Consider the following 24,099-nt stretch of genomic DNA (forward strand, 5'->3'; position numbering starts at 1 on the left):
GAATTATTTAAATTTCAGTTGTGTCTTTTCTTCTGTTTGGTTACGGATGATCGTGACAAAAACCTTTCCTTTCCAGCGATTTTCTTCTGTCAAGGCAAAAACTTCTTCTATCGTCGAAATCTCCTTTCCAGCTATAGCCCGTATAACATCGTTTCTGCCGAGACCAGCTTTGTCTGCCAAGCTGCCTTTTTCAACAGCGATGATGACAATACCTCTTTCATCGGGCAGGCCAAAAGCCGAACGGTCTCCAAGACCGTTGACAATTCGAATCGTTGCTCCTAACCAGCTATAGGTTTTGTCCTGGTCATAAGCATCGATGATTTGGATAAGCGGAAACTCCGGAGTTTTGGCAAGAGCTTTCAGCCTTTGACTATAAACGCCGAAACGATCCATCGGGATGTTCTCGAATCCGATTTCAAAGACTTTACTGCCGGGGAGCAACGTATAGTTGCCTCGGGCGGCATCTTCAAAGTCGAAAGCCCCGGTGATGCTATGAGCGTCTGTTTGGTTTTTCCGAACATTATCTAATGCCATCTGAGACGTGAAGAAGTTGTAGTCAAGCTGTTCACCCCAGCCATTCAATGAGATAGGATAGTAGGGTTGCATAAATAAGTTGCGGCGGACTACATCGTGGCTATTCTTGAACCAAACGTGCGGATGCAGGGAGTTATTGACCAATATGTTGTTTTCAACTTTACGGAGAAAGCCTTCTCTTAGTTTGATACCTCCGCGCAGACAGATATTATTATAAATATGGTAATTCGAACTTCCGTCGTCAAGGTCGATGTCCCATCCGTGATCGCAGCGGAAACGGTTATACCGGAGGATGTTCGTGTAGAGTGCATCCGCTCCGGTCAATTCGGGATGTTCCTCTGCCAAACGTGCCATTTCGTTGTATTTCGGATGCCAGAAACGGTCCCGTCCCCATGAATTGAAAGCTCCATGATCGCTTGTTTCGAGAACTGTATCGAACACATCGTTATACTCGATCAAATGGCCGCCGAAAGCACCGTCGCCGACATTGATACCGGCACGTGGGACATCGTAAATCGTATTATACCGGATTGTAAGCATAGCGGCGATTTGTATCTCTACGCCTGCAACCTGTTTCTCTACCGTTCCGAGATCATGAATCAGATTGTCTTCAACCAGGCATTGGCGAGGATATAGCTTGTTTTTGGGACCAGGAGTTCGGTCCATTTGTTCGAATGGTATGAAATGACTGTATCCGTATGCTCCGGAACGTGTGGCGGATGTATCTCCGACTATGCAGATGGCGCTTCCACCCGTGTGATGGATATGGTTGCCGATGACCGTGTCTTGATAGGCATAACGACTCAGGAACACCGCATTTCCTCCGATTTCCTTAAACTCGCAATTGTTGATTTTACAATTTTCCGTGTTCTCGAATAATACGGCGGCACCGCGATAAATTCCCCAGTCGCTGCGCATCAGCATCTCGTAGGGTTCCATAACCGTACGCCGGGTATGAGTAAATGTAATGCCATTGATGTTAAGGCCACGGACAGGTTCGTTTTCCGTACCTCGGATGACAAACAGATGCGGAGTGACGGTGGCTTCGGCTTCGACGGCATCCATCGTTTCACCGGGCAATGGATAATAATAAAGAATATGTTTCTTTTTGTCTAAAAACCATTCACCCGGACTGTCCAGTTCTTCCCGTATGTTTTCTACATAACGGAGTGAAGGATGTATTTTAGATGGACGTGACACCTGATAACCGCCTTCATAGATCAAGGAGTCTTTCACCTTTCCGGTGATCAGGTAATGTTGGCTGCCCCACATTCCGGCATGCATGGAATGGATATATCCTCCTTCCGGTTTTTTCCATTTTTTGATCCGTTCAGGAGAGAGGGCGTCTTCGGCCGTGCCGTTAAACAGGGTGTCTTTTCGGTAGTTGGGATAGCGGGCGAGGATTCTTGGGCTTCCATTGATCCATAACTGGTCGAAAGAATCTTCCGTTTGGGCTTCCCATAGCCCGTGTTTTCCTTTTTTCCATTGCAGGGAAAGTCTTTTGTTTCCGGATATGATGACCGAGTCGGATTGTGTGGAAGTCGTGATCTGTAGTCTTTTTCCGGCCAATATCTCCGGTGAGAAGGTTAGAGGTTTTTCCAAATGGTAGGTTCCTTTTTGTAGAAAAAGGGTTATGTTTTGTTCTGTTGAAGTTTCTATGGTTTTTATCGCAGCCGGTAAAGAGGCCAAAGGAGCATCTTTGGTCCCGGCATTTCGGTCATTTCCTGTCGGGGCGACATATATGGACTGTTGAGCCTGCAGAGGAAAGATGGCTGCAAAAAAGGCACAGGCCAGAAGAATAGGAATGAAGTATGTTTTCATATATAATTATAGGTAATAGAATAAAAAACAAAGATAAGCTGCCCGGAGCAAATACCCAAGGCAGCTTATCTTTATTATTTAATTATATCCCGGATTTTGCGGGAAATCAGCGCCTGTATTGGAATCGATGATTGTTTGTGGTATAGGCCACAGCGTGTTGTGTTCATCGATTTCTTTACTGTAAGGATTATATTTCCTTGTGCGTTCCACTAATTTACCTGTACGAACCAGTGTCAAGCGGCGTAGTTCTTCACCAACTAATTCGCGGATGCGTTCATCCAGCAAGAAATCGAGGGTTGCTTGGCTTGCCGTGATTTCAGAAGCATTGGCGCGTCTGCGGACTACGTTGATGGCTTCGGCTGCACCTGCTGCATTGTTTTGCTGGATACGGGCTTCGGCCAGTAACAGGTAAGTTTCAGCCAAACGGAATTTCATACGGTCTTTGTTGTTGCCACCGTAAGAAGGATCGTCTTCTGTTTTCCCATAGAAAAACTTCGTGACAGCCGGATAAAGAGTACATTTGGATCTCGTGAGTTCTGTCATTTCAGCCGGTTTGCCCAATAGCTCCGGTGTTTCCGGATTGTTGTAGTACCAATGTCTCTTTATATTGGCTTCCGAGTTACGGATATCGGTAGCGTCAAAGAAATCCGTGCTTTCGATCCACCATTGGAACGGAACGATCTGTGCCAGTCCGCGACCACCTAAAGAATCGCAGAGGGTGAAACCTGTTTCATCCCAATATTTGGGAACCCATGCACGTTTGCTCCAATCTTCGTAAGCTCCGCCACCACCGGGGGTATTGTATTCTAACTGCATGACCCAAATCGATTCTTTATTGCCGGAAGGACGGTTCTGGTTGTATTCTTTGAACATGTCCGAGAAGGCGTCACCCGGCTGGTTGGTCGCTGAACCGAAACGTTCTGTCATCAACTGGAAATAGCCGGAATTGATAACTTGCAAAGCTGCATCTTCGGCATCTGCATATTTCCCTGCCATCAGATAGACTTCGGATAAGAGATGCAAAGCGGCCCATTTGGTCAATTTCCCTGTTTCTTCCACATTGTCCGGATTTTCCGGCAAGTTTTCAGCGGCAAACTTCAAGTCGTCGATCATGTGGTCCAGCACTTCTGCTTTCGGTGTACGAGTGAAGTCGATGCGGAATTGGCTTTCGATCTTATCGACGTAAGGAACATCTCCATACAGATAGACCAAATAACGATAGGCATACGCACGGAAGAAGCGGGCTTCTGCCTGGAAACCGATTTTATCGTTCGGCGTGTCCCAGTTTTCATTCTTATCGGCGTATGACAATATCTCGTTGACATTGGCGATTAGGCCGTATGACCATTTCCAGTAGTTTTGGACGAATGTACTGGAAGATGTGTAAGACAGGTTTTCGAAAGGAACGAGGTTACCATCTTTATGACCTGTGTAAACAATGTCCGTTGCCACTTGAAACGATTCGTACGGGCAAGCCTGTCCGAGCGTGGTGGGAGCTGTTCCCCATGTGTTGAACTCGGAACGTGCCCATGCATACAACCCCGTTATACCGACTTTAAAGCCATAGCTGCTGGTATATGTATTATCCGGAGCCAGTTCTTTTTTTAATTCTTCATCCAGGAACCCGGAACAGCTTGTTCCCGTGATTAATAAAACAGCTGCTGTTGCAGCGGCTAATATCTTTTTCATTTGTAATCTTTTTATTAATTATTAGAATGTAAGATTTAATCCCAACATATAAGAACGTGCGGTCGGGTAGCAGGAAATGATATCAGCATTCGTATCCGTACCGTCGAAGTTCATCGCATTTTTCACATTGCTGAATGTACATACGTTGTTAATACTTACATTAACGTTTAGTGCAGCTATGCCGATCGGGTTCAAGATATTTTTCGGCAAGTTGTAACCTAACGTGATGTTTTTCAGTTGTACGTAGTTCATCTTTTTGTAGAATTCATGCTTGTCGTACGGAATATAGCCTGCTGAAGTATATTCGGTGCTCGGATTTTCTGCAGTCCAGTAGCCCATGTTGGCAAGGTAGTTGTACTTTTGGCCCCAACGTTCGATGTTTTGGTCTCTCATGATTTTTGTAACACCGAATGTCCCGTTGAACAAGAATGAAAGAGTAAAATCTTTATATGTGATCGTGTTACCCAAAGACATGGTAAAGCTCGGCAGTTTGGATCCGATGATCTGTTTGTCCTTGGCTGTGATCGTGCCGTCGCCGTCAGTATCTTCCATCTTGGCATAGCCGGGTTTTGCTCCTTTCTGATATTCCTTGCCTTCTTCATTCAAGTATTTCTGGCTTGCCGGATCCCAGCTGATGGTATGTCCGTTCATTTCGAACGTTTCGTTTTCTTGGAAGATACCGGCGACTTTATAGTCGTAGTGGACACGTAACGGTTCGCCGATAAACCATTTGTTTGTTATATCGTCTTTACCGTCACCGCGCAATTCGATAATTTTGTCGCGGTTCAAGGCAAAGTTGAAGTTTGAGCTCCAACGGAAATCGTTGGTCGAGATGTTGATCGAATTCAAGTTCAGTTCCACACCTGTGTTACGCGTCTTGCCGACATTGTCCATAATAGAGCTGTATCCGTTCATGATAGGAACAGTACGGCTCATCAACAAATCGGAAGTGTTGGCCACATAGAAGTCGATGCTACCGGACAGGCGGCTGTTGAAAAAGCTGAAATCTACACCGGCATTGACCGTACGGGTGGTTTCCCACTTCAAGTTCGGATTTCCGACACCGTTGTTAGGCAGGAGTACGCCATTGACAGTCGTCCCTTTGTCTCCCCAAATATAGTTGGTTAACTGCAGGCGGTCGAGAGTCTGGTAAGCTTTGATAGCCTGGTTTCCGTTTGAACCCCATGAAAGGCGTATTTTCAGCATATCCAAGTAATTGGATGTATTTTCCATGAAATCTTCCGAAGAAATATTCCATGCGGCGGCAACAGAAGGGAAGAATGCATATTTATTGTTCGTTCCGAATGCGGAATAGCCGTCCGAGCGACCGGTTACGGTCAGCAAATATTTGTTCGCGTAGCTATAGTTTAAGCGTAACATATAGGATAACATAGCTGTTTCCGTCAGTTCGGAAGTCAGGACTTTGTTCTCTTCCGCGCCGGCCATGTTGTGGTATTCGGAATCATCGTTTACGAAGCTTGTTCCGGATTGTTTGGATTGTTCCAAAGAGGTCTGCTGCATACTGAACAGGGCAGTGGCGTCGATCTTATGTTTTCCGAATTCACCTGTGTACTTCAGTAAGTTCTCCCATGTGTAATCCCAATAATGTTCGTTCAGGATAGAAGCGCTACCGTTTTTGGCTTTACCGGACAAAGTGTTTCGTCCGTAATATTCGCCTTCGAATTTGCTGCGATAGTTATAACCGAAATTAGTGCGGAAAGACAAGCCTTTTATCGGCAACATGGCTTCTGCAAATGTCGAAATGAAAATGTTGCGGGCTGTTTTGTCGCTTGTCGCTTCCATGTCGGCTAACGGGTTGGGATGCAATGTTTCGTCCATCGGATAGTCGCGCAAGGAACCGTCTTTATTATATAAAACACCGTAAGGAGATTGCAACATGGCATCGCTGATACCGGCCTGTACTCCTCCGTATTCTTTTTGTGCGGCTTGCGTACCCATACCGATTGTCAACCAAGAACCTAACTTTTGCGTAATATTTAAAGCAATGTTGGTACGTTTGATACCCGTATCTTTAACAACCCCTTCTTGGTTCAGGCGGGAGATCGAAGCCATATAGGTTGTGTTTTCCGTTCCACCGGAGACACTGAGTTGGTGGCTGTTGGTCAACGCATTCCGGAAGATCAAATCTTGCCAGTCGGTTTCGATGCCATTCCGATAGTTTTCCAGTTCGATGGCGTGCAGGATGTTTTCCGGCAGCAATGCGTCGCCTGTCAAGTTGCTTAGTTCTTTTTTCTGTTGGGTAATGAATTCCAGATATTGGGATCCGTTCATCATGTCGATGTGGCGTTCCGGTTGTGAGAAACCTACCTGTCCTTTATAGGATACGGTGGCTGCGCCTTTTTTACCTTTCTTTGTCTGGATCAGGATTACACCGTTTGCACCACGTGAACCGTAGATGGCGGCAGACGAAGCGTCTTTCAGCACTGATAAGTTTTCGATGATGTCGGGATCGATGTCACCCAGTGAACCGCTGTAAGGAATACCGTCCAATACGATCAAAGGTGAGTTGTCTGCACTCAGCGAGTTTTCACCACGAACACGCAAGGTCTGGTCTTCCGCGGGGTTGGCTTTGCTTGTCGTAATGTTTAACCCCGGAACCTGTCCGGCTAATTTGTCGAGCAAGTTGTTTGTCGTAACCATCTGGAGCTTTTCTTCTCCCACGGCGACGATACCGCCCGTCATATCTGATTTACGTTGCGAACCGTAACCGATAACAACAACGTCGTCCAAACCGATCGCATTGTCTTTTAGGACGATGTCTAATGTTTTAGCACCCGTAATCTTGATTTCTTGCGTTTCGCAACCGATGTAAGAAACTGCGATTGTTGAGTTTTGAGGAACATCAAGGGTGAATTTCCCGTCAACATCGGTAACGGTACCGATCGTCGTGCCTTTTACGACAATGTTAGCTCCGATAATCGGAAATTTGTCAGCATCCGCGATTACCGTACCGGACACTTTGACGTTCTGCGCATATACCTGTACGGATATAAACGCCATAAAAAATAGTAATAAGGAAAGAAATCTGCTCTTTCCGTTTGCCTTTTCATTGGGTGGCAAATTCCCTCGTAGTTGTCTGTTCATGCCTTTCATAATTTATTAGCACATTAAACAATTAGTAATTAACCTGTCGGTCCTGTTTGTTTTTGTGTCAAAAGAATGAAAGATGCAAACCAAGCACGTGTAAATTTATTCCAAAAGGGGATAAATTTATTCCAACGTGCTAAAAAACATTTATTTTGATGAATATTGATAGAGGTACTACCCGTTTTGAGATCCAGCTTCCTGGTATTCTGTCGGAGACATTCCGTAGGCAGCCTTAAAACTGCGGGCAAAATACGAACGGCTGCTGAAACCGATATGTTGGGCTATTTCGGAAACATTCATGTCTGATTCCTTTAAGAGTTTCGCTCCTGCCTCCAAACGGATATTTTTGATCAGTTCGATGGGAGAAAGCCCGGTTACGGTTTTAACTTTCCTGTAGAAATTGGTCCGGCTCATACCCAATGCTTCATAAATGACCGACACGTCGAGTTCCGGATTCGAAATATTGGCTTTTACGATCTCGATATACCGGGCGAGGAAATCATCGTGCTCTTTCGGCTCTTCCACTCCGAGTTGTTTGAGAGAAAGCGTTTCCCCGTACATCGTTTTCATTTTTTTGCGCAGGGAAAGGATATTCCGTATGCGGGCTTTGAGCAAGGATATCTGGAACGGTTTGACGATATAGTCGTCTGCACCGGCATCCAGTCCTTCTTCTATCTGCGATATCATCGATTTGGCGGTGAGCAGGATAACCGGTATATGGCAATAGTTTTGGTTTTCCTTGATACGTTTGCAAAGTTCGAGCCCGTTCATTTCGGGCATCATGACGTCGCTGATGACGATATGAGGGTATGACTCCTCGATCATAGCCAAGGCCTCTTTGCCATTGAATGCTTTGACCACGATATAATCGAGGCTGAGCTGTTGTTCCAGATATTGAAGCACTTCCTGGTTATCATCGACCAGCAAGACTGTCTGCTTGTTTTTGTTTTCGGTCTCTTCGACCAGCAAATCGAATTTCTTGCTGATTTCGGCGGACTTGGACAGAACGGGAGATTCGTTTTGCCCTCCGTCCTGCTTTTCGGTGTCGGGAAGAAGGAACATAAAGCGGGTGCCTTCCGTTTCCGAACTTTCTGCCCAGATACAACCGTTATGCTGCAAAATGATGGAGCGTGTCAGGCTGAGTCCGATTCCTGTACCGGAAATCTGCTTGTGTATATCTTCTTGCGAACGATAGAAAGGTTCGAAAATCTTTTCCGCCTCTTGCTCGCTGAACCCTTTTCCGGTATCGATTACTTCGATGAACAGATATCCGCTTTCTATCAATATGGAGCTGTATTGAGCCGGGAAATGGGGGAGCAGTTCACATTCAGCTTGTGTGACCGTACTGACACGGATGGTTACTTCTCCTTCCGACGGAGTGAATTTGAAGGCATTGGAGAGCAGGTTGAAGAATATCTTTTCGATTTCCGCTTCGTCGAAACAAACCTGGTACGTCTCCGGCAGTTCATTCTCCAACGTGAAACGGATCTCCCGATTGTGTGCCACGCTCTCGAACGAGTGGTACATTTCGCGGATAAAGGCAGAGAAATTGAAACAGGTCTTTTGCAGGATTGTTTTACCGGCCTCGTATTTCTGTATGTCCATCAGGTTGTTGACCAGGAGCAACATCCGTCCGGTATTCTTTTTGATCAGCTGGAGCGTCTCCTTTATTTCGGGCGAGAACGAGACGTACTGCATCAGGTCGTTTAGCGGGTTGATGATGAGCGTCAGAGGAGTGCGCAGCTCGTGTGAGAAATTGGTGAACATGCGCATCCGTTCCTCATGCAGTTCGTTGACCTTGTCCTGCTCCATCTGTTTGTAGCGAAGTTCCCGTTCCCGTTCATGCTTGTTGTGCTGATGGCGGATGATTCTCGTGATGACGAATGTGATGATACTGAAATATAGAAGGTAAGCCCACCATGTCTTGTAGAAGGGCGGATCGATCGTGATGCGTAGTGTCGCTTCTTCGGGGTTCCAAACATTGTCGTTGTTGGAGGCTTTGATCCTGAACGTATAGGTGCCGGGTGCGAGGTTGCTGTAATAGGCCTCCCGCCGGTTGCCGACCGTATGCCACGTCGGGTCGGCCCCTTCCAGTTTGTAGGCATACTGGTTTCTTTCGGAATGGATAAAGTTTAGTGCCGTATACCTGAACGTGATGCTGTTTTGGTTGGAAGCGAGCGTAATGTTCCCGTTCTCGATGTCTCCGGTCACGTTGTCTTCGTTATTCACGATCAGGGAGGTAATATATACGGGTGGAATATTGGGATTGACCGTAATCTTGTCCGGGTTGAAGAAAAGGACTCCTTTGTCTCCGGGGAAATAGATATCGCCGTCGGTCGAAATGCTATTGCCTGAAAATCGTGTGAATTCCATTGCCGGGATGTCGGCTATCTTCATTTCGCTGAACGTATCGGTCGTACGGTCCAGTTTATACAGGGATTTACCCGTTGTCACCCAGATATTCTGATGCCGGTCGATCGTGAGCGAGTTGATGTAGCTATCGGACAGCCCGTCTTCTTTCTGATAATGTTTGGCCAGTTTCAGATTCCGGTTCAAGCGGTACAGCCCGTTTTTATTGGTTGCAATCCAGATATATCCTTCTTCGTCTTGCGTGACGACCGTGATATTTCCCAGCTTCTCGAACTGAGGATTCGGTTGCAGTTCGGAGGTCAGGTTACGGACGGTTTCTTTCTTTATGTCGTATAGGTAAAGGCTGTCGGACAATGTGCCGAATAAAAAACGGTCCGGTTCGAGTTCATGGATCACGGTGACTCCGTTGAAAGAACGGGAAGCGCCGTCTGCCATGAACCGGTTGATCTGTTTCCCTTTGTCGACCATGACTAAGTTCTGGTCGCTGTTTGTCGGTATCCAGAGCCGTTTGCTTTTGTCGATGTATAGGGTGAGAATGTCGTTGTGGTGGAAGTCGTATAGCATTTTATACTGTTTGTCCCGGATAGAAAACAGATAGACTGACCCGAAATGGGTGGAACACAAGATAGAATCCCCCTGTATCAGGAGCGATTTGATGATGTTGATCTCGTAATTTCCTTCGTGAAGAGGTTTGATGGGGTAAAGCTGTTGCCGTCCGTTTTTCGGGTTATAGTAAAACAATCCCGCGCCTTCAGTTGCAAACCACATGTCTCCGTTCTTGTCTTGTTCTCCTTTGCCGATGATACCGGCATATTCGTTTGGCGTGATATAGGAAAACGGACGGTAAAAAGGACTGTGATAATTGATTCCGGCCGAGTAGGTCCCGATCCAGAGCGTCTGGTCTTTGTCGATCAGCATGCTGTGGATGGAGTAGTGGCTCAAGCCTCCCTTTCCGGATATATTGATGTTTGCCGGAGTGATGGTGAACTTGTTTTTATCCAGGATATTCAAACCGCGAAACGTCCCGATCAGGATAGAGCTGTCGCCATAGGGTACGAACGCGCGTATCGAGTTGTTGCTGAGTTTTGTATTGTCTTTGTGCAGCCAGGTGAAGGTCTGTTTTTCTTTGTTGAAGAGGCAAATCCCGTTTTCGTCCGTTCCAAGCCATATATCCCCGTTTGTGCCGGGCAGTATGGTGGTGATGGTTTTATCGAACGGGATGTGCTGTTTCAACCTCCAGTTGTCGGAAAAGATATACAAGCCGCTGCTTTGTGTCCCTACGTAGATGTCCTTGTCCGGAGCTTGTGCTGCGGAATAGGTCGGGGATGAAAGAGCCGTGTCGGGAAAGGTTGCTTCGACTGTCTGGTTCATGCGGCATTTGAATATGAAGCGGCTGCAGAAAGCGTAGACGTTTCCGTCCGTATGTTTCAATAACCGGTTGACAATGTTGGTTGGACATTCCTCATTGATGCTTTTCGGGTAGAAACGGGTTATCTTTTTTGTTTTGTAGTCGATGCAATTGATTCCGTTCGATGTCGCGATCCAGATATTCTTCTTGTCGTCTTCGGCAAATCCCCGGATGTAGTTGTCTGTTAACGTTGCGTTGTTGTTGACTTCATTCTGGTAGACGACGAATTCGTAACCGTCATAGCGATTCGCACCGTTGCGCGTCCCGAACCAGATGTAGCCGTCCGAATCCTGGAAAATGTCAAGAACGGAGACTTGTGACAAGCCGTCTTCTACTCCCAAATGGGAGAAGAAGAAATTTATGCTATATGCGGGAGTTACATATAGCATGACTAAATATATGGCGAGTGTGATATGGAACCTTTTTATCATATGTTGCAAAGATAGCGATTTGGAGACGATCTTGAACAGGTTTGAGATGATTTTGCACGGTTCAATGAGCTGATAACCCTATTTTTGCAACTCAATCAATAAAAACATCATGAATAGACGAGTATTGAGTTTAACCTTATTGTTGGCCTGTTTCAGTTGGGTGGTGCAGGCCGAAGGCCGGATTGTCGAGTCGTTTAACTCCGGCTGGGTATTTAAGAAAGCGCCGGCAAGCAAGGAACTGGCCGTTAATGCGCCGAAATGGGAGAGTGGATGGACCGAAGTCGAGATTCCTCACACATGGAATGCAAAAGACATGCAGACGCAGTATGACCAGTTCTACGAGGGACCTGCCTACTACAAGAAACACTATTTCTTTCCCGCCGGACTGAAAGACAAACGCGTCTTCCTCCGCTTCGAAGGTGTGGGGGCCGTTGCGGAAGTGTATGTCAACGGTTCGCTTGTCACGACCCATAAAGGAGCCTATTCCGCTTTTTCATGCGAGATCGGCACGGTGCTGAAACCGGGAGCGGATAACGAGATCATTGTGAAAGCCGACAATGCGTCACGTCCGGACGTGATTCCCATCAACCATGTGCTTTTCGGCGTTTACGGCGGGATGTATCGCCCGGTTTGGCTGATCGTGACAGATCCTTATAATATATGTGTGACCGATTGCGCTTCTTCCGGTGTCTATATCACCCAGAAGAATGTCTCCAAAAAGCAAGCGGATGTAAAAGTGAAAGTGAAGTTGGACAACGGGACGTTGCAACCGGCTCCGCTCACTTTGCAGAACACGATTTACGACCGGGAAGGGAAGCAGATAGCAACCCAGAGCCGCTCGTTCGACCTGACACCGCAGGGCGTACAGTCGTTCGAAACCGATTTCAAGATCAAGAATCCCACCTTGTGGCAGGGCCGGAAGAACCCTTATCTGTATAAGGTCGTGAGCCGCCTGATCCGGGACGGGAAAGTGATCGACGAAGTGGTGCAACCGTTGGGCCTGCGCAAATACGAGATCGTTGCCGGCGAAGGATTCTATCTGAATGGAGAGAAATACCCGATGTACGGCGTTACCCGCCATCAGGACTGGTGGGGACTGGGCAGTGCGTTGAAGAACGAAAACCATGATTTTGACCTGGCTACGATCATGGATATCGGTGCGACAACCGTCCGTTTCGCCCACTACCAGCAATCGGACTACCTCTATTCGCGTTGCGACAGCTTAGGGTTGGTCATCTGGGCGGAGATTCCTTTTGTGAACCGTGTCTCCGGACAGGAAGCCGAGAACGCCCGTAACCAGCTCCGCGAACTGATCCGCCAGAGCTTCAACCACCCGTCCATCTATGTCTGGGGGTTGCATAACGAGGTCTACCATCCGCATGAATATACGAAAGAACTGACCCGCTCCTTGCATGACCTGGCGAAGACGGAAGATCCGGACCGTTACACCGTTTCGGTAAACGGATACGGACACATGGAGCATCCGGTCAACCTGAACGCCGACATACAGGGCATGAACCGCTATTTCGGCTGGTATGAAAAGAAATTGCAGGATATCGAACCGTGGGTGGAAGGTTTGGAGAAGAACTATCCGAACCAGAAACTGATGTTGACGGAGTACGGGGCCGACGCCAATCTGGCTCATCAGACCGAATATCTGGACAATTCGCTTAACTGGACGAAGCCCTTCTATCCGGAAACTTTTCAGACGAAGACGCACGAATACCAGTGGAGCGTGATCGCCAAGCATCCGTATATTGTCGCTTCTTATTTGTGGAACACCTTCGATTTCGCTACTCCTCTGGCCAACCGCGGCGACCTCCCTGCACGTAATATGAAAGGTATGGTGACTTTCGACCGCAAGACGAAGAAAGACTCCTATTTCTGGTACAAGGCGAACTGGAGCGAAGACCCCGTTCTGTACCTGACACAACGCCGGAATGTGGACCGCGAAAAGAAAGTCACTTCCATCACTGTCTATTCCAATATCGGCGAACCGAAGGTTTTCCTGAACGGCCGAGAGCTATCCGGCATTCACAAAGGTTATACAGACGTACATTATATTATAGACAATGTGACTCTGGCAGACGGGAAGAACATCGTGAAGACTGTCGTAAGCAAAGATGGCAAGACATACGAAGATACGATCGAATGGATGTATACCGGAGAGAAAAAACGGGAAGCGGATTCCTTTTCCATCAAAGGCGTACATGCCGGATTTGAATAGAAGGACGGCTACTAACGTATAAAAAAGACGTAAAAGCCACGGAAGCCTGCCTGAATCCGTTGAGGAAACCGGGCCGCTTCCGTGGCTTTTTTTATTTGTATACCGGTTTGTCTGACAGGGAAACAGACCGTTGGCTGTTGTTCTTCAGTTCGAAAAGGACGACTTCGTTTTTCCCTTGTTTCAGAACGCTTGCCGGAACTTCTACGGATTGCGTGGCATTCTCTTCCCAATAGGCCCCCAGATATTCGCCGTTTACCCAGAGTTCTCCCATTCCCCAGCCTTTAATACTGATGTGACAGTCTTTGGGGGTGTTCATCTCGAACGTCCCTTTGTGGAAACAGGGAGAGTCGCCTTCTTTTTTGTCTCCGAACGTGAGTTCGTTAACGGAAGTTTCGCGGACGAGAAGCGGAATCATTTTCCAGTTCTCGATAGCTGCACCGTTGAGCGAGATGGCTCCAAATAGTCCTTTTGAGTTGTCCAGTATTTCGGGACCATAGGTGATGCGTCCGATATTCTCGGCATAGATTTGTAACTGATATGTCCCCGGAGCAATATTCAGCAATAGGCTTTTATGGTCGTCTGTCAGGCAACCTTGTAGTTTCCCGTTTAGGTAAACGGTTGCATAATCCCTGATGTTTTCCACTTCCAGTGTCGGATTTTCTTCTTCCGTTTTGAGCTCTGTTTCATAAAGAGCATATCCGAAGTCGATACCCATATCGTTCATGGTCATAAGCTCCGGCGATTCGAATACTTCACCATATGTTTGCTCTAACGGAGCGAACACTGTTATCTGTATTTCTTGGCTGAAAGCAGAAGTAACAGAGAGGAGGTGGAACAAGTAAGCTGATAATAAAAATCGTTTCATGAGATTCTTTTGTTAAGAAAAATGAGAGAATCGGTTATTTTATTAGAAAAGAGCGAATAAAGGATTCGTCAACCTGTATTTGCGGATTGAACTTGTTGCTTTTTACGTAAGAATCAATGCTTTTCAGTAATTGGCGAGTGGCCGGGCGTTTGTCGATATTCTTTTTCGTGTCGACAGCCAATACCAGCAGTTGCCCGTTCTTCACTTTCGCTTCGAAGCCGATGCCTAATTTCTGATTGTTGTCATAGCTGTCGATTACTTGGATGAAAGGACGTAATTCCTGGGGAGCATCAGCCATTTCGATCACTTTCGCATTTTCCAGAATGTCCCACCATTGCCAGTCGGTGTGGTTGTCGGTGATAAAATCGGCAAAAACCGGCTGGGTGTTATGGATCAGGCAGCCGATGGTCATCGGTGGCCATTTGAACATGATCGGATTCCAGAAATGATTGTGAAAAGTGGACTTACGTCCTTTTACCCGGTTAGGCATCGGGCATAGTACGACTTTTTTACCTTGTTCCAGATATTGCTTTGCTTGATCATCGTATACGGTCGTATAGAGGACATCACCGGTCGATTGCATAAGTTTCGGCTGATGTGGATATACCCAGATATTCCAGTCGTTGCTCCACTTGTCGTTGATGGTGAAATGGACTTTCAGACGTTGAGGTCCGGTGAGCTTGCTGAAGTCGAAACTAAATTCGCCGACGGGGAAAACCCCGTAGTCTTGGATCGTCTGTGTTTTCAGTTTGCCTGAAGCGAGCGTACGGCCGGACATGTCTGTCACGAACCATTTCAGTTTGGCATTCTTGAGAGCCGCAGGGCCAAAGTTATAGACTTCGGCTTTTGCCCGGAATGTTTCGTCGGTATAGAATGCTCTTTTCTCGAAGCGCAGCAACGGGACTGTAGAAGAACAGGATTCCCTGAACTTTTCCGGGGTCACGAGTCCTTTGGAATTCCAAAACGGGTCCAGGATTCCGACCGGGGCATATCCCTGTCCGGTAAAGTCGTTGATGGATAACAGTTGGAACCCGGCAGCCCGGTCGGTGCGTAGCTGTGCTTCTATTACATCTTTATATTCGAGGACGGTCAGTGCCCCGGAGGCTTTGAAGAAATCGTCCGCCTGATCCAGCATGTGATTCTTGTCCAGCGATTCACGGAACACTTCGAAGTTGCGGGCGCGTACCGGGCCGGTATAATATTCGATCTCTTTGTAGTTCGGGTATACGCAACGCTGGCCGGACTCGTGTGAGATGACCGGGACGTCGATGCTTGCTTCCTTGTTTTTGTCCCAATCGGTGTATGGACGGCCTTCGTAGATTGCCACGTTCCCCTTGTTTGTCTGATGGGTGATATAGAACTGGTCGGAATTGACTCTTTTGCGGGCAGTCGAACCACTGAAGAGGCGGCGGCTGTCCTGCTCGCGGCCGGTATGCGTCAACTCTTCGATGAAATCGAAGTTGCCGGTTATTTCGTTTCCGTTGCAATAAAGGACAAAGGATGGATGGTTGCCATATTCCTTCAGGATAGCTTTCTGTTCGCGGCGGAAGAAACCATAGCGTTTTTCATCGGGTTCGGCATCTTTTCCCCACATCGGCAGTTCTACTTCCAGATAGACGCCCAATTTGTCGGCCGCGCGGAAAGCTGCTGCCGGAGGGCACCAGGAGTGGAAGCGCATGTGATTCATCCCGTACTCTTTCAGGATATTCAGAATGCGTTCCCAAGAGGCGTCGTCGACAGGCGCGTAGCCCGTTTGAGGGAATACGGCGTTTTCCACCGTCCCGCGCAGATGGACCGGATGCCCGTTTATCAGGACATGATCTTTGCTGGCCGTCACTTCACGCATGCCGAAGGTCGCTTCTTTGGCATGTTCGTAGTTGTGGCCGGCGACGGTCGTATGCAGCTTACAGCCCATGTTGTAGAGGTTCGGTTGGAATTCATCCCACAGTTTTATTTTTTTACCTAACCGGATCGTCTGTTCGATTACTTCGATCGTGTCGTTCCCGCTGACGGGAACATCTGTCGCCAGGTCATAATCCGTGCCGGAGATATGGAAGGAAAGAGTACCGTTGAAGGGCTTTTTTGTGCAGTTGTTGATCTGCATCTTTACCTTTACACTGTTGTCCGCAATGTTCGGGTAGATTTGCATGTCGTCGATGTAGACCGGGTCGACAGCCACCAGTTTGATTTCTCCCAAGACGCCGTTCCAGTTGATCTGTGTAAACTCGGAATGGGCGTGATCCCATTTATGCGTATCGTATTGGTAGCGGTTGTCGATACAGAAAGTGATCAGTTCGGTTTTTCCCGGTTTCACGAATTCGGTCAGTTCATGGTTGTGCGGGACACTGACATAATCGATCTTGCTTATTTCCTGCTTGCCTACATAGACGGAGCTGAGCCAGTGCGTGCGCTCGAAATACAGGAAGATGCGTTTGTTCTCCCATTCTTTCGGGATGGCGATTTCACGCTGGTACCAGGCCGGCCCCATGTATTCGTACAGGCGTGTCAGGCGGTCGAGGTGGCGGTAAGGAGATTTGTAACCGATCTGGTAGTCATCGGTAATGCCGGGAAGGGTGATGGTTTCCTGCAAGCGATGCATATAGCGGACATCGAGCGAGCCGCGTCTGAAATCCATAAAATCTGTCTGGAATCCCCATTCCCCGGAAAGGTCGATTTCCTGCGTTTGTCCTTTGGAGGTGATGCAGGTGAATAACATACAGATGATGCATGCCATTCGTTGGTAATTTGAAATGTTTCTCATATCTCTTTTTTTTGAATTAGATTATCCGTCTGATTATCTCTGATAGACAGTCCAAAAGTAGGGAAGAGAATGGAACAAGGTTGGTAAAATAATCTCATATATTAGTACAGGATTCTCATTCCGCCTGTTTTTTCTGGTATTCCGAGGGGGAGATACCATAGACGGCCTTGAAACTGCGGGCAAAATAAGAACTGCTGCTGAAACCTGTGTGTTCGGCAATCTCTGATATGTTCAGATTAGATTCTTTGAGTAGCCTTGCGCCTGCCTCAAGCCGGATGTTCTTGATCAGTTCGTTTGGTGAGAGCCCTGTCGCGGCTTTTACTTTCCGGTAAAAATTGGCCCGGCTCATCCCCAATGCTTCGTATATGACGGATATGTCCAGTTCCTGGTCCGATAGGTGGGCCTTTACGATATCGATGTATTGTGTCAGGAAGTCGTTCTCTTCTTCCGAAGCTCCCATTCCCAGATGTTTTAAGGAAAGGTCGCCTCCATATATCATTTTCATTTTTTCCCGTACCGACAGGATATTTTTGATGCGGGCTCGCAACAGGGACATCTGGAACGGTTTGACGATGTAGTCGTCCGCACCTGTTTCCAACCCTTCTTCTATCTGCGAAACCATTGATTTGGCTGTTAGCAGGATGACTGGTATATGGCAAAGAGCTTGGCTTTCCTTGATACGTCTGCACAGTTCCAACCCGTTCATCTCCGGCATCATGACATCGCTGATCACGATATTCGGGTTGATCTCTTCGAGCTGTTTCAACGCCTCTTTGCCATTGGTGGCTTTGGTTATGGTATACTCGTTGTTGAGTTGTTGTTCCAGATATTGAAGGATCTCGAGGTTGTCATCGACTAACAAGATAACCGGTTTTTTCCCGGATTCCACCTCTTCCAACAATAAGTTTACCTTTTTATGGCTGGTGGAGGGATGGAGAGTTGCTGTTTCTTCCATGCCGGGGAGGAGGAGCATGAAGGTCGTTCCTTCCTGTTCCGAACTTTTGACCCAGATGTATCCTTTGTGTTGCAAGACGATAGAGCGTGTGAGGGTCAACCCGATTCCCGTACCGGCTATTTGCCGGTGTATATCTTCTTGCGAACGGTAGAATGGTTCGAATATCTTTTCCGCTTTTTCACTGTCAAACCCTTTTCCGGTATCGTTGACTTCTATGTATAGATAGCGGGGTTCGGTCAGGAAAGAACTTTGCTGTACCGGAAAAAGAGGCAATTCTTTGCATTCTTGTTGGGAAAGAGCACGTGTCAGAATTGAAATTTCTCCTTCCGCCGGCGTGAACTTGAAGGCGTTGGAAAGCAGGTTGAAGAAGACTTTTTCTATTTCGGTTTGATCGAGAAATACAAAATAGGGGTGGGGCAGCTTGTCTATAAGCGTGAACTTGATATTCCGGTTGCCGGCGATGCTTTCGAAGGAATGATATATTTCCTTGATAAAAGGGACAAAGTCGAAACGGCTTTTCTGCAGGTCGGATTTTCCGGCTTCATATTTCTGTATGTCCATCAGGCTGTTTACCAGCAAGAGCATTCGTTGGGTGTTCTTTTTGATCAGCAGCAATATGTCTTTTACTTCCGGAGAGAAGGATACACGTTCCAAGAGGTCGTTTAGCGGGTTGATGATCAGAGTTAAAGGCGTGCGCAATTCGTGGGAGAAGTTGGTAAACATCTGAATCCGTTCCTTATGGAGTTCATCGGCTCGTTCTCTCTCCCGTTTCCGTTGCGCATGGCGGAATGTTGCAATGATGGCACAGACGGTCAAGGTTATGTATATCAGGTAAGCCCACCAGGTCTTATAGAGAGGTGGCGTGATCGTGACCTGCAGGCTGGCTGCTTGCGGGTTCCATAGATTGTCGTTGTTGGAGGCCATGACTTCGAAAGTGTATGTGCCGGGTTGGAGGTTGCTGTAATAGGCTTCGCGCCGGTCGCCTACATAATGCCAATCCATATCCGCGCCGGCCAACCTGTAGGCATACCGGTTCATGGTCGGATGAATCAGGTTGAGAGCTGTGTATCCGATTGTCAGGTTGTTATGCTTGTAATCGAGTTTCAGTCCGTGCTTGAAGTCCGGCGGTGATAGTGTTTCCTGTGTGTTGACCTGTACGGAGGTAATGAGGACAGGCGGCTTGTAGGGGTTGGTTCTCTTTTGTTCGAGAGACAGAGCGAGGACTCCTTTGTTGCCGGGAAAATAGAGTTGCCCGTTATGGGAGGCTGTACCGGCAAATTTGGTAAATTCCATCGTGTAGGGTTGCTCGACCGGCAGGAAAAGGTCTTTTTCTGCGTCCAACTTATAGATATGCTGGGTGGTCGTTACCCATAAATTCCCCTTTTTGTCTTCTATCAGTTGAGCAATATAGCTGTCGGAGATGCCGTCTTCCTTCTTATAGTGCTTCATGACATTCAGTGAATGGTCGAGGCGGAATAACCCGTTTTTGGTCGTGGATATCCAAATCCGGTTGTTTCTGTCTTGGAGTATTCCGGTGATCTCGCCTGATTGCGTTTGGGAATTCAGGGAGGACAGTTTGTAGCTCAGGTTTTCCCGTCTCGCCTTTGGCATATCGTAGAGGTAAAGGCTGTCCAGGCTGGTCCCGATCAGGAACACATCAGGCGATATCTCATCCATCACGGATACATGCTTGAAAAGTTGTGGCCCGTTTTGCGTGGGAAAGAGATTGATGCATCGATCCCTGTCAACCAGCACGAGTGCCTTATTGCTGTTTGCCGGAATCCATAACCGGTTCTTGCTGTCGATGAACAGCGAATTGATATCGTTGAATGTAAAATCATGCAAAAGGGTGAATTGCTTCCGGACCGTATCGAAGGAATATACTGTTCCGTAGTGGGTGGAACAGTATAGAATGTCTCCGTCTATTTTAATGGATTTGATGACATTGTCGTTTCCTTTGCCATGCGACTTTTTTATTGGATATAATGCTTGTTCTCTGGTGGCCGGGTTATAGAAGAACAATCCGGCTCCTTCTGTGGCAAACCATAGATTCCCGTTTTTATCCATTTCCCCTTTCCCGATGATCAGGTTAGGGAAATCTTTAGGGGAGATCATGGTTACATTATTCTGGAAAGGACTATGATAATAAACTCCGTTCGTATAAGTACCGATCCATAAAGTCTGGTTTCTGTCGACCAAAAGACTGTGGATGGAGGATATCTCGGACTCGTTGTTGGCATGGGTATGGATAGGGAACGGTTTTATCTCCATCGTGGTCAAATCCATGATGTTCAATCCTTCGAACGTGCCGATTAATAGCGTGCTGTCATTTAAATAAATAAATTTCCGGACGGCACGGTCGGACAGGTTGGAATTGGTATTGTCGAAATGGCTGATTTGCCGTGTACGGGAATTATACAGATAGATGCCGTGGGCGTATGTCCCTATCCATACCAGGCCGCCGGGACCTGCCAGTATCGTGTTGATAATGTCTTGTTGTGTATGGTCTTTGGCCAGTCGGGGAAGTTTGACCTGGGTGATAAATTTCCAGTCGGAAGTGTAGATAAACATCCCATGCTGGCCGGTTCCGATATAAATGGTCCCGTCTTCGGATTGCGAAACGGCGTTTATTCCTCCTTCTATTTCTTTTAATGTGTTTAAGTAGCTTAGCGTGTTGTCACGAAGGCAGGCATACACCTTGTTGTCGGAAAAGGTATATAGCGACGAGTCGTTCCTGTGAAGCAAAAAGCAGCGTATTTCCTGGTTGCGAGACGTTTCGTCGGGATAATAACGAAAGACTTTCTTGTCGGAATACCGGATCGAGTTGAGTCCGTTAGTCGTTCCGATCCAGATATTCTTTGCTTTATCTTCGGTGATTGCCAAGATATGGCTGTCGCTGAGTGTTGTCGAATCGCTTACTTCGTTTCGGTATACTTTGAATTCGTATCCGTTATATTGATTGATTCCGTTTCTTGTCCCCAACCAGAGATACCCGTCCGAATCCTGAAAAATGTCCAAGACCGACAATTGGGAGAGTCCGTCTTCTATCCCTAAATGGTTGAAGTAGTCGTATGTGAGATTTTCTCCTTGTATTGTGTATATGATGTTGGATAATACGAGGAAGAGGTATAGGAAGTATCGTCTCATTTCTGCTCATTCCGGTTCTTGTTTAAAATCAATGTCGACGGCATTTTTTGAAGAGCCTCTTTGCGGTGTTCGGATACGTCGTTCCAGGTGTCATAGCCGATCAGCATGAAGTTATAGCCGTTGAACAATCCCGGTGTAAGGTCTTTGTCCGGTAACAGATGAGTTTGCGGGATGGACGAGACGAAATCCCAAAGTTCTTTGACAATTTGATCATGTCCGGCCGTTGTGGAGGATATCTTGGCTACGATGCCGACAGAACCGTGCGTCGTTTTCAGCAATGTCCTTGTGTAGTCGAGCAGGAAGAGATCTTCTTCGGAACTGATGATGACCAATACGTTGGAGGCTTTCACGAAATTGCGATTGATAAACACGCCGACGTCGCAATTGCTGCGGGCGATAAACATCTTCGTCTTGTCTTTCAGCAAAGCGCCGGGATAAAACCAGGATTCGGGTGCTTTGAAGCGTTTGAAATAGCGGTTGTAAAAGGACGTGCGGTAGCGGTTGGCCTCGATATCGTCCGGCGAGTCGCTCATGGAGATGCCCGAACCGACCAGCAGGAAATCGAATCCTTCGTTATTGACGATGTCGCAGATATCTTGCCCGGCGTTGTTCGACACCTCGTAGCGGGTATGGATGTGCATACCCAGTTTTTTGGCTCCGTACAGGATAGGACCGAAGCTCACTTCCTCGAAATTATCCGTATGCAGCGGGTTGACATCGGAGCCGACCGTCAGGTGAAGCGCCGTCAGGTCCAGTTTGTTTTTCCCGCGGGCAAACATCTGATGGGCGACATCGAGCATGATCTGGCCGTTTCCGGCACGTCCGAACGAAAGCAAGACTTTGAATATGCCGTCGGTCGGTTCTGTATATATCCGTTGTTCCTTGATCTTGTCATGAGCCGTGAAGCAGAATTTGATGAACGAAACCAGAGGGATCGTCATAAAGGTCGTGACCAGTGTCATCAAAACCAACATCACGAAAATGGAAGGCGGCAATATCTTCATCTCATAGCCGATCGTCAGCACGACCAGTTCCATCAAACCGCGCGTGTTCATGAGTGCTCCGATATAGAGGCTGTTTTTCCAACTTTCACCGACAAAGCGGGCGGAGAACATGGCCCCTCCGAACTTCCCGATGATGGCTACTGCTGTAAAGATTCCGCACATGGTCCAAAGTTCCGGCGAGTTCAACAAACCGATCTCCGTGCGCAGTCCGGTCGAAACGAAGAAAAGCGGCAGGAAGAGCGCCAGCGATACGTCTTCCACCTTTTCTGTCATGATCTTGCGGAACTTGATGTTTCCCGGCATGACTACTCCTGCAATAAAGGCGCCGAAAAGAGCATGCAATCCTAATATCTCGGTAAAATAAGACGATACGATCAGCAACAGGAACATCAGGGCCACCAGCGCTTTATCGATCACCTCTTTGTTGTGGTATATATGCCCGATCATCCGTAAGAAAGGACGAACGGCAAAAAACATGAAGAGGATGTACAAGATGGAAAACAATATATTGTACACGGCGCTCAGCATACTGCCGGCCTGGGCGATGGCTATCACGACGGCCAGCAGGCACCAGGCTGTAATATCTCCATTGGCGGCGCTTGCCAGCGAAAGGGTTCCCAGATGTGTTTTGGTCAACCCTTTTTCCTGGATGATACGTGCCAGGACCGGAAAGGCCGTGATGCTCATGGCAATCCCGATGAACAGGGCGAACGAGAGGAACGGTGTCCCTTTATGGGCATAGGATTCATAAACATAATAGGCCGTCAGCATACCGAAGAAAAACGGAACGATCGTGCTGGTATGGCTGATCAGGATGGTCTCTTTCAGCTTTTTGCGGACTTCGCCGATGTCCAGTTCCATGCCGATGGCGAACATGAAAAGAATCAAGCCGAATTGGCTTAATATGGTGATATTGCCTAATGATTCGGAAGGAAAAAGAAACGCGGATACTCCCGGCAACAGATGCCCGAGTACGGACGGGCCGAGTACGATGCCGGCTACGATTTCACCGATGACGGTGGGCTGCCCGATCTTTTGGAACATCCAACCGAACAGACGGCAGACGATTAATATCGTAATGATTTGCAGAAGGAGGATTCCGATTGGAGATTGAATATGATGAGTGACCGAATCCCAGAACACAAAAAAGCCTTCGCCCATATCCCGGGGGGCGTTTTGCATCGTTTGGATAGCCGTATCGACTTGCCGACTTTCTCCTTCTTTGACTATGAAATACATGAGTGAGCCAAAGATCAGAATCATCATCAAATAAAAGGCTATGCTTTTAATTCCCTTACTCATCTGTTAGCATTAAACGGTTTCTTGCAAAAATAAGAAAAGGAATTAAATATAGCCCCTTTTGTCGGCGGATTTTTTTATTGGCGATTTTGTTTTTTTCTACCCTTATTGTGATTTTGTGAAAAAAGCCGTTGGTTCGAATCGAAACTACTACCGCATCTAATTAGGTTTTCTACCCCATATAAACCAAATTAGTAGCAAGGGTAATATTTTTTAAGAAACTGCTGTTTTGAGTATGATGTTAAGAACCAATGATTTATTGTGGATTTGGGTTTAAATGGGGGATATTGTCTGATTTTTGTGGAATTTTGGTTCGGTTTCCACAGAAAAAAAGAAGGTGAAAGCCTCTGTAAAGTAAACATAAGCCGAATCATGGAAGATAGTGGATGCGAGCAGAAGGTGGAACTCTGAGGATGGAGAGTTTATATCTTTTTGAAAAAGGGAAAGTATCCGGACTTTTTGTATATATGTAAGTTTTTT

9 protein-coding genes are annotated in these 24,099 nt (G+C 47.2%); 1 reads left to right on the plus strand and 8 read right to left on the minus strand.

Annotated elements, in window-relative coordinates:
• Positions 1-3: 3 nt before the first annotated feature.
• The 4 genes from BQ9893_RS19530 to BQ9893_RS19545 all read right to left on the minus strand — a co-directional run bounded on the left by BQ9893_RS19530 (position 4) and on the right by BQ9893_RS19545 (position 11,361).
• Positions 4-2,355, minus strand: a complete 2,352-nt coding sequence (locus tag BQ9893_RS19530; RefSeq protein WP_075967601.1) for a right-handed parallel beta-helix repeat-containing protein — start codon at positions 2,353-2,355, stop codon at positions 4-6.
• A gap of 78 nt (positions 2,356-2,433) precedes the next feature.
• The gene (locus BQ9893_RS19535) at positions 2,434-4,044 is read right to left on the minus strand and encodes a RagB/SusD family nutrient uptake outer membrane protein (RefSeq protein ID WP_075967602.1); all 1,611 of its coding nucleotides are present in this window, start codon (positions 4,042-4,044) and stop codon (positions 2,434-2,436) included.
• 21 nt (positions 4,045-4,065) lie between these two features.
• Positions 4,066-7,149 carry a SusC/RagA family TonB-linked outer membrane protein gene (locus tag BQ9893_RS19540; protein ID WP_075967810.1) on the minus strand — a complete coding sequence of 1,028 codons (3,084 nt, stop codon included), beginning with the start codon at positions 7,147-7,149 and terminating at the stop codon, positions 4,066-4,068.
• Between the two features lie 177 nt (positions 7,150-7,326).
• The gene (locus BQ9893_RS19545; protein WP_075967603.1) at positions 7,327-11,361 is read right to left on the minus strand and encodes a hybrid sensor histidine kinase/response regulator transcription factor; all 4,035 of its coding nucleotides are present in this window, start codon (positions 11,359-11,361) and stop codon (positions 7,327-7,329) included.
• Positions 11,362-11,470: 109 nt separating this feature from the next.
• Between BQ9893_RS19545 and BQ9893_RS19550 the strand changes: the two genes are divergently transcribed.
• Positions 11,471-13,588: a glycoside hydrolase family 2 protein gene (locus BQ9893_RS19550; protein ID WP_075967604.1), complete on the plus strand. Its 2,118-nt coding sequence runs from the start codon at positions 11,471-11,473 to the stop codon at positions 13,586-13,588.
• A gap of 91 nt (positions 13,589-13,679) precedes the next feature.
• On the opposite strand, the gene BQ9893_RS19555 is transcribed toward BQ9893_RS19550, so the two are convergent.
• The 4 genes from BQ9893_RS19555 to BQ9893_RS19570 all read right to left on the minus strand — a co-directional run bounded on the left by BQ9893_RS19555 (position 13,680) and on the right by BQ9893_RS19570 (position 23,622).
• Positions 13,680-14,453 carry a beta-galactosidase gene (locus BQ9893_RS19555; RefSeq protein WP_075967605.1) on the minus strand — a complete coding sequence of 258 codons (774 nt, stop codon included), beginning with the start codon at positions 14,451-14,453 and terminating at the stop codon, positions 13,680-13,682.
• 34 nt (positions 14,454-14,487) lie between these two features.
• A complete protein-coding gene (locus BQ9893_RS19560) occupies positions 14,488-17,187 on the minus strand; it encodes a glycoside hydrolase family 2 protein (protein ID WP_244155243.1) in 2,700 nt (899 codons plus the stop codon).
• A 142-nt stretch (positions 17,188-17,329) separates the two neighbouring features.
• Entirely contained in the window at positions 17,330-21,316 is a 3,987-nt protein-coding gene (locus BQ9893_RS19565) for a hybrid sensor histidine kinase/response regulator transcription factor (RefSeq protein ID WP_075967607.1), read from the minus strand.
• Positions 21,313-23,622 (minus strand): cation:proton antiporter, encoded by a 2,310-nt coding sequence (locus tag BQ9893_RS19570; protein ID WP_075967608.1) that lies wholly within the window; start codon positions 23,620-23,622, stop codon positions 21,313-21,315. The genes BQ9893_RS19565 and BQ9893_RS19570 overlap by 4 nt, the downstream gene beginning before the upstream one ends.
• Between the last annotated feature and the right edge of the window lie 477 nt (positions 23,623-24,099).

Source organism: Parabacteroides massiliensis (assembly GCF_900155425.1).
In the GTDB taxonomy this organism is placed as follows: domain Bacteria; phylum Bacteroidota; class Bacteroidia; order Bacteroidales; family Tannerellaceae; genus Parabacteroides; species Parabacteroides massiliensis.